This is a genomic window from Bacillus sp. 166amftsu, assembly GCF_900107445.1.
Lineage (GTDB): Bacteria > Bacillota > Bacilli > Bacillales > Bacillaceae_G > Bacillus_A > Bacillus_A arachidis.
Genome location: NZ_FNQA01000007.1, coordinates 138,232 through 146,752, shown reverse-complemented (window position 1 = coordinate 146,752; position 8,521 = coordinate 138,232). Strand labels below are relative to the sequence as shown.

The window sequence follows — 8,521 nt, the reverse complement described above, 5'->3', positions numbered from 1 at the left end:
ACTATACGGAGATGAAAATTCGCACGCTATTAACAAGAAGGAAACGACGACGAAAGCGTAGCATCGGATGGCAGAGATGGAGTAACGAATATCTCTATGGTGTACTGGGGCTCTACTGGGATTGGAAAGTCCTTCCCCTGAAAAGTGCAGAGAGTTACCGATGAAAGTGTCTGCCCTTTGATAGGTCTCATAACCCTTTTGATGAAGTTTATGGGGTGAGCTGCTTGAGGGAAAACCTCACGAGCAGTTCTTATGGGGAGAGGCTGGAGACGGGCCACAATTGATACCGCGCCAGTCTTTTACCCGACAACTGATATTTAAAACATGGAAATCATTTTTTCGTATTCATCACTGTAATTCTGTAAAATTAGAACGACTAGAGTGCCACTTATACGGACAATTAATAAGTATCCTTCTTTGTTCTTCCACCATGTTTCAAATGCGCCAATTACTCCTCATCAAGAAGAAACGAGAATTAAGTGAATATAAAGCGATTTATATCATAAAAGATTATTTTTCACTTATTTATCAATCTTTACAAGAAAACACTCAAGAATTAATAAAGATATTGTTTCGTCTGTTTAATCTCTTACAGAAAAACGGCCGAAAATCCCATAGGTATGAGAAGAAAACAGTCTTTGATATCTTAAGCGTCGTATACAACTTTTCTATGTCTCACAATCATGTAGCGTAATCAAAAAAATGAAACCTGATAGGTTTATTTGGTATGCAAATCTTTAAAGAACTTACACTGGATCTCTAGAAAAAAGAAAAAATCTCACCTGAAATTAAACTTATATAAGCTTAGGTTGATGGGCATGGGGTGTAGGATTTAACTTGGGAAATTTATATCAAGGGGAGTATAAAGTGTATGGATAGAGGGGGAATAATAGCAATTACATAAGATGGGCTAGTTATTTTATGAGCCCATAGTAGAAAAATACAAGATGTAAGAGGTTTCAAAACTCGAACGAAAAAGATATTTTAATCAAATTTGTACGTGTTTTTTCCTAGAAATGCTTTTCAAAATAAAAAAAGTGCGTTATAATCCTTCTATAAAATAAATAGGTTAGCTACACTCATATAATCGCGGGGATATGGCCTGCAAGTTTCTACCGAAGTACCGTAAATACTTCGACTATGAGTGAGGACGAATATATTGCTGGTTTAGCATTCTTTTTTGCGAAGCTCTAAAAGCGCGTCTCTCACTTGTAACGAGTGGTAGCGGCTTTTAGAGTTTTTTTATTGCATAAGAGGAGGAACAAACATGAAAGTATTACAAGAAAAGATTTTAAATGAAGGAACGGTTTTATCTGGTGATGTATTAAAAGTAGATGCATTTTTAAATCATCAAATTGATCCAGTACTTATGCAAGAAATTGGAAAAGAGTTTGCGCAGCGTTTTAAAGAAGAGAACATTACAAAAATCGTGACGATTGAATCTTCAGGAATTGCGCCGGCAGTTATGGCAGCTTTAGAGCTTGGTGTAAAAGTAATCTTTGCAAGAAAGCGTAAATCGTTAACATTACAAGATAATATGTATGTTGCGAAAGTATACTCATTTACAAAACAAGAAACGAATGAGATTTCATTATCTAGAAATCATATCAATGAAAGTGATCGTGTATTAATCATTGATGACTTTTTAGCAAACGGTCAGGCAGCCTTAGGCTTAATGAGTTTAGTTGAACAGGCTGGTGCAAGTATTGCTGGAATTGGAATTGTAATTGAAAAAGCATTTCAAGATGGAGGAAAGAAACTACGTGAGAGCGGTGTTCGTGTAGAATCACTTGCAGAAATTGCATCACTTGATAACGGTACTGTTACATTTGTTCAGCATGAGACTGCGGAGGTGAAATAGTCATGAAGCAACACCCATTTAAAATCGCATCCCTTGGCATTCAGCATATGCTTGCGATGTATGCAGGAGCAATAATTGTTCCGCTTATTGTCGGCGGGGGACTTGGCTTAAATCAACAAGAATTAACATACTTAGTATCCATCGATTTATTAATGTGTGGTGTCGCAACGATTTTACAAGCTTTATCGAATCGTTTTTTTGGAATTGGCCTTCCTGTTGTACTCGGTTGTACATTTACAGCGGTGGGACCGATGATTGCTATCGGTAAACAATACGGTGTTTCTTCTATATATGGAGCAATTATTGCAGCGGGATTATTTGTTGTTGTTTTTGCAAAGCTATTTGGAAAGCTTGTGAAACTGTTCCCGCCTGTTGTAACGGGTTCTGTCGTTACAGTGATTGGAATTACATTAGTTCCAGCAGCTATTAATGACATGGCCGGGGGAGTTGGAAGTAAAGATTTTGGTAGTCTTGAAAATTTAGCATTAGCATTTGGTGTATTACTATTTATTATACTCATGTACCGCTTTTTTGATGGTTTTATCCGTTCTATTTCGATATTATTAGGGCTTTTATTTGGTACAATTATTGCAGCATTTATGGGAAAGGTGAGCTTCCAAGCTGTTGGCGAAGCAGACTGGTTTCACGGTATTCAGCCATTTTACTTTGGCACACCAACATTTGAATTAACGCCGGTTATTACGATGATTCTTGTTGCTTGCGTTGGGATTGTGGAAGCAACTGGTGTGTATTTTGCCTTATCGGATATTTGTAATAAAAAGATCGGTGAAAAAGAGTTAACAAAGGGCTATCGTGCCGAAGGGTTAGCGATGGTCCTAGGTGGTATTTTTAATGCATTTCCATATACGACTTATTCTCAAAACGTAGGTCTTGTCCAATTAACAGGGGTACGTAATCGCGTTATCATTTATACATGCGGTGGTATGCTAATCGTTCTTGGTTTTATTCCTAAGATTGCAGCGATTACAACAATTATTCCGAAGCCAGTGCTTGGTGGTGCTATGCTAGCAATGTTTGGTATGGTTATGGCATACGGTATTAAAATGCTAAGCAGTGTAGATTTTGCAAAACAAGAAAATTTATTAATTGTAGCATGCTCTGTTGGTATTGGACTTGGGGTAACAGTCGTTCCAACGTTATTCTCTCAGCTTCCAGAAAGCGTTCGTATTTTAACAGATAACGGAATTGTACTTGGAAGTGCGTCAGCTGTACTTTTAAATATTGTATTTAATATGGTTCCGCAGCGCAAAGCGAAAACAAAAGAAGAGCAAGTTCCCATGCAAAGTGCTGTAAGAGAGGCATAAGTAAAAAGCAAGGTTCTCATTGAGAAACCTTGCTTTTCTTTTTTAGTGGCATCAATTTCCCATACGTACCTAGGCGCCAAATATATTCAAGCGGACCGTACTGATAATGAGAGAGCCACCAGCGACTAATAAAGATTTGTATTGTATAAAAACCGATACAAAACAGTGGACCTATCCATAATGGAACCGGTAAGGAATTTTTGAAAACTAGACCAAATACAACGAGTGTGATAATTGTATGCGAAATGTAATTCGTTAGAGCCATACGTCCTACAAATTGAAATGGTCGTAATAACTTTTGCCATCTTTCCTTCTGTAATAAACGCATCAGTGTGAAAATGTAGAATATAAATAAAGTTTTACCACTAAACATCGTAAAACCACTCATGTAGATTGGTTCATAAGGTTGTTTTGTTACAAAGTAACGGATCATAAAGAACCACATTGGAAGTGTTAAGATAAACATAATCATTTGCCATTTTTTTAGCTTTGAATCTAATTCTTTTGTTCGGCGGAACATGTCTTTTTTGCCAGCATATAAGCCGAGCAAGAACAATCCAACTGTTTCTGGTAGCATTGAAATATTTAACCAGATTGATTCAGAATAAAAGGCGTGAAAGCGATCTTGTACTTGTAACCTCCAGTTTTCTAAAGGCATAATTGGTAGGGATGATGTTAATTCTTCTATTGGCACAAACGCAATTATGACACTGGTTACTAATATGAAAAGTTGGAAAAGAGTTAATAGAATGAATGAACATACCAAAATGGTGTGTGGTTGTCTCTTATAAAATAATAACAAGAAAAATCCTGAGATTGCATAAGTATGTAAAATATCACCATCCCATAAAAGGACGTAATGTAAGAAGCCGAATAATAATAAAATGAGGAGTCGACGAATGAATAATATTTTTGGATGAGCTGTTTTTGCTTCAGCACGCTGCATAAAAATGAAAAAGCCTAGTCCGAACAAAAAGGAAAAAATAGTATAAAATTTCGTTTGAATAAACATGTCATAAAACAAACGAACATAACTGTCTATTCCTTCGTAACTGCCTGTAATATCACGAGAGTCAACACCAGCAATAACAGGCCAGTTAACAAGAAAAATACCAAATACAGCAACCCCTCTAATAATATCAATCGAATGAATCCTCTCGCTTTGTGAAATGTTTTGCGCCATTTTTTTCCTCCTTTAGGTAAATCTCTTTTATTATACAAAATGTAAAGGAATGGAGATAGAGGTGTTCCTAAATTTTGGAACTGTTAAGATGTTTATTATGAGATATAATAAAGTTGCACAACAAGTTGTTCACTCCTTTAAAACAGGTAGTAAAGAAGTTCCTTGTTTTCAAGGAACTTCTTTTTTAGAAAATAATATTGATAATGATTCTCTTTAATGATAAAATGTACTCAAAAGTGATAATCATTATCAAAAAAAGGTTGGTGTGCTAAATATGGTATATGCATTTGTTGCAGGAACAGTTGCTGTGTATGCTATTGTTACAAAATATGTGTTAAATGAAGTCGGAGCAACAAAATGAACAAACTTACATAGAATCCCTTTCATCTGTTAAAAAGAATGAAAGGGATTTTTTATTTTTAATGAGAATATCCTGAAAATTTAGTATGATAATAGGGTAAATACATCATGGAATAAAGGGGAACAAGGGGATGACAAACATAGTACAGACAAACAGTATACAAAAACTTGTTTGTTTTTATGAAGAATGGCAGAAGCACGGCGACATTGAAAATAGCTTGAAGTTATTTGAAGTAATTCAAAAATATAAACAAGAGCAACTTATGATTGCTTTTTGTGGTCACTTTTCTGCTGGGAAATCGACAATGATGAATCACTTATATAAAGCTCAGTTATTGCCAACAAGTCCGATTCCGACAAGCGCGAATGTTGTTAAAATTGAAAAGGGACAGGACCGTGTTGTTGTGACAGTGAAATCTGGAGAGCATTATGAATATGATGGTGCATACTCAGCGGAGGAATTGAAGCAACTTTGTAAAAATGGTGATGAAATAATTGGTGTTCATATTTATCGAAATGATGCACCGATTCCTGATGGCGTTATGCTTGTTGATACACCTGGAATTGATTCGACAGATGATGCACATCAATTAGCAACAGAATCAACGCTCCATCTTGCAGATGTTATTTTTTACATGATGGACTATAATCATGTGCAGTCTGAAGTGAACTTGCAATTTGTGAAAGAATTGAAGCAGCGTAATAAAACGGTTTATCTTGTTATCAACCAAATCGATAAGCATAAAGAAAGAGAGTTATCATTTGAGAGTTATACGAAAAGTGTGAGCCAATCTTTTTCTAACTGGGATATTGAAGTAGACGGCATTTTTTATACTTCTTTACGAATGATGAACCATTCGCATAATGAAATAAAACGATTAGAGGGATTGCTTTCTTCTATTATGAAAGAGCGTGAGCAATATGTGAAAAATGGTATGGAAAGGGAAACAGAATACTTATTACAAGAGCATTTTTCATTCGTTCTTTCAGAAAATGAAAAACAATTAATGCCCTATCAAAAAGAATTAGCATCACCTCTGCCGCTCGAAGATGTGACGGAAAAGAAAGAAGAGCTTATTGAAAATAAACGACGCGTGGCTGGTAAAGAATCGGACGTGAAAAATGAATTTATTAAAGGTTTGCAAGCGATATTAGATAACGCTTACTTAATGCCGTTTGAAATGAGGGAGCTAGCAAATCAATATTTAGAAACGAAACTAACAAAATTTAAAGTTGGTTTGCTATTTGCAAAAGGAAAAACAGAGCAAGAGAAACAAAGGCGTCTAGATGCATTTTATTCAGCACTAGGGAAGACCGTTGAGACACAGATTGATTTTCATGTGAAAGAATTTATTGTAGCTTTCTTAAAAGATGAAGAGATGTTTACGGAAGAAGTCGGAAAAGAGATATATGCACTGCAAATTTCTTTTGACCCTGAATTATTAGCAGAAACCATTAAACAAGGTGCAGGGTTTACAGGAGATTACTTACTTCTTTATACAGCTGATGTTGCCAATGAGTTAAAGAAAAGATACTTTATGAAAGCACAGCAAGTTTTCGAAAAAAGTACGAGCGTTTTACAGCAAAAGATGAAGAATGAGATTGCTCATATTGAACAAGAAATTGAGCAATATACTATGTTACAGACAGCAAAAGAAACAAAATTACAATACATTAAAGCGTATGATGAATACGAGAATTACTTACAAGGCATTTGGGCAGGTCATGTATCTGTACCAGATGGATTGCAAATAGAAGAAGTATTACAAGGGAAGAAACAGGTTGTAAATGAGAAGTTTAGATTACTAGAACAAGAGATACAAGATGAGAGCATTTCTTATCATGAAGAAAATATCAAAACAACAGCAACATTAAATATTCAACGTATATTAGAACAAGTAAAGGGTGCGGAAACGGTATTAGAACCTCTGCAGGCGCTGCAACACTTGCATCAAGAAGTTGTTGGGAAAAGAAAACGTGTTGAAACGAAACAATTTACAGTAGCGCTATTTGGAGCCTTTAGTGCAGGGAAATCATCATTTGCAAATGCATTGCTTGGTGAAAATGTACTCCCAGTGTCTCCAAATCCGACAACGGCGACGATTAATCAAATTTTACCGATTACAGAAGAAAAGCCTCACGGTACAGTAGTTGTTCAATTTAAATCAGAGCAAGCGTTATTAGAAGATATGAAAGCTGTTTATAAATTGTTTCATTATGAAATTGAGACATTTGAAGAAGCGTTATCACAAATAGATACGATTTTGAAATATCCATCACCAAGTGGAAAACAAAAAACAACGTTTAGTTTTTTACGTGCGGTGCAGAGGGGATATCAGGCAGTTTCTAATAACTTGGGGGAACAAGTACAAGTTACGTTAGAAGAATTCTCTGATTATGTAGCGAATGAAGAGAAATCATGTTTTGTTGAATATATGGAATTGTACTATGATTGTGCTTTAACGAGACAAGGAGTCGCTCTTGTTGATACACCAGGAGCAGATTCTATTAATGCCCGCCATACGGATGTTGCATTCCAATATATTAAAAATGCTGATGCGATTTTATTTGTAACGTATTACAATCATGTCTTTTCAAGAGCGGATCGTGAATTTTTAATTCAGCTTGGTCGCGTGAAAGATACATTTGCGCTTGATAAAATGTTCTTCTTAATTAATGCGGCAGACTTAGCGCAATCTCAAGATGAGTTGGAAATGGTGAAAGGATATATTGCAGATCAACTCCTACAGTATGGTATTCGCAATCCACGTCTCTTTGCAATTTCAAGCTTATGTGCACTTGAGGAGAAACAAGGAAAGAGTATTGCAAAAGAAAAGTATGGTATTTTGGAAAATTCGGGGATTGCAAAGTTTGAAGAATCATTCACATCCTTTATGATGAATGATTTAATGCTTGTATCTATCCATTCTTTATATAACGCATTGCAAAGCGCAGATCAGCTTCTGGCAAATATGATACAAGGAGCAAAGCAAGGAAATGATGAAAAAGAAAAACAAATAAAAAAATATGAAGCAGAACGTGAGCAGCTACTTCATATTATTTCATCGTATAGTGTACTTGCAGAAGAGCAAGCAATGCAAAATGAAGTAAAAGAACTGTTATATTATGTGGAGCAACGTCTATTTTTACGTTATAACGATGTATTTACTGAATTTATTAACCCAGCATCCCTTCGAACAGATGGAAATGTGAAAATGAAACTGCAAGAATGTCTCATGGAACTTGTAGCCTTTATTCAGTATGATTTATTACAGGAAATGCGAGCAACATCACTACGTCTTGAAAAATGGATCGATGAAGCGATGCAACGTGCAAGGAATGAAATCGCGGTGAAATGTAAGTTGGAAAATGAATCTATTTCTATGAATGGGACAGCAGATTACGAATGCCAAATTATTACGCATAAAGAGCCGTTTCCTACTATAGAAATAAAACATTTTAAAAAGGCATTATCTCATTTCAAAAATGAGAAAAGCTTCTTTGAAAAAAATGATAAAGCAGCAATGCAGGAAGATACAAAGGAATCACTTGAGCCCGTCGTATCTCAATATGTAGCTGATGAAGAAGAGATATTTATCCAGCACTATAAACAAGAATGGGAATTGAAATGGGATGCATTCAAAAAAGTCATGCAGGAAGATGTTAAGCAGTATTATGCAAGTGTATTATTTGCTTTAGCGGAAACAATCGATGTAGCGCTATATGAACAAAGTAAGGAACAATTGCGGAAACGGTTAACAGCAATCGAAAAGGAAATTCATATTTGAAAAG

4 protein-coding genes, 2 pseudogenes and 1 riboswitch are annotated in these 8,521 nt (G+C 35.5%); of the genes and pseudogenes, 5 read left to right on the top strand and 1 reads right to left on the bottom strand.

What is annotated here, in order from left to right; all coding sequences use genetic code 11:
• From BLV40_RS17785 to pbuX, 4 genes and pseudogenes are all read left to right on the top strand, one after another.
• Positions 1-164, top strand: a pseudogene (locus tag BLV40_RS17785) (group II intron reverse transcriptase/maturase); the annotation flags it as partial.
• A 143-nt stretch (positions 165-307) separates the two neighbouring features.
• Positions 308-694: pseudogene (locus BLV40_RS17780) on the top strand (IS4 family transposase); the annotation flags it as partial.
• Positions 695-1,059: 365 nt separating this feature from the next.
• Positions 1,060-1,161, top strand: a riboswitch (purine riboswitch).
• A 106-nt stretch (positions 1,162-1,267) separates the two neighbouring features.
• Complete coding sequence (locus BLV40_RS17775; protein ID WP_026591814.1) at positions 1,268-1,861, top strand: xanthine phosphoribosyltransferase; 594 nt, start codon at positions 1,268-1,270, stop codon at positions 1,859-1,861.
• Between the two features lie 2 nt (positions 1,862-1,863).
• Positions 1,864-3,186 (top strand): xanthine permease PbuX, encoded by a 1,323-nt coding sequence (gene pbuX, locus BLV40_RS17770; RefSeq protein WP_090692415.1) that lies wholly within the window; start codon positions 1,864-1,866, stop codon positions 3,184-3,186.
• Positions 3,187-3,202: 16 nt separating this feature from the next.
• Here pbuX and BLV40_RS17765 read toward each other — a convergent pair whose 3' ends face one another.
• Positions 3,203-4,369, bottom strand: coding sequence for a DUF418 domain-containing protein (locus tag BLV40_RS17765; RefSeq protein WP_090692411.1), 1,167 nt, complete (start codon positions 4,367-4,369; stop codon positions 3,203-3,205).
• Positions 4,370-4,860: 491 nt separating this feature from the next.
• On the opposite strand from BLV40_RS17765, the gene BLV40_RS17755 reads away from it, so the two are divergent.
• Positions 4,861-8,517 carry a dynamin family protein gene (locus BLV40_RS17755; protein ID WP_090692408.1) on the top strand — a complete coding sequence of 1,219 codons (3,657 nt, stop codon included), beginning with the start codon at positions 4,861-4,863 and terminating at the stop codon, positions 8,515-8,517.
• Positions 8,518-8,521: the final 4 nt, after the last annotated feature.

Bases quoted from the DNA above. Each gene is read 5' to 3' on its own strand.
- BLV40_RS17775 (WP_026591814.1), top strand. From the start codon at position 1,268: ATGAAAGTATTACAAGAAAAGATTTTAAATGAAGGAACGGTTTTATCT.
- pbuX (WP_090692415.1), top strand. From the start codon at position 1,864: ATGAAGCAACACCCATTTAAAATCGCATCCCTTGGCATTCAGCATATG.
- BLV40_RS17765 (WP_090692411.1), bottom strand. From the start codon at position 4,369: ATGGCGCAAAACATTTCACAAAGCGAGAGGATTCATTCGATTGATATT.
- BLV40_RS17755 (WP_090692408.1), top strand. From the start codon at position 4,861: ATGACAAACATAGTACAGACAAACAGTATACAAAAACTTGTTTGTTTT.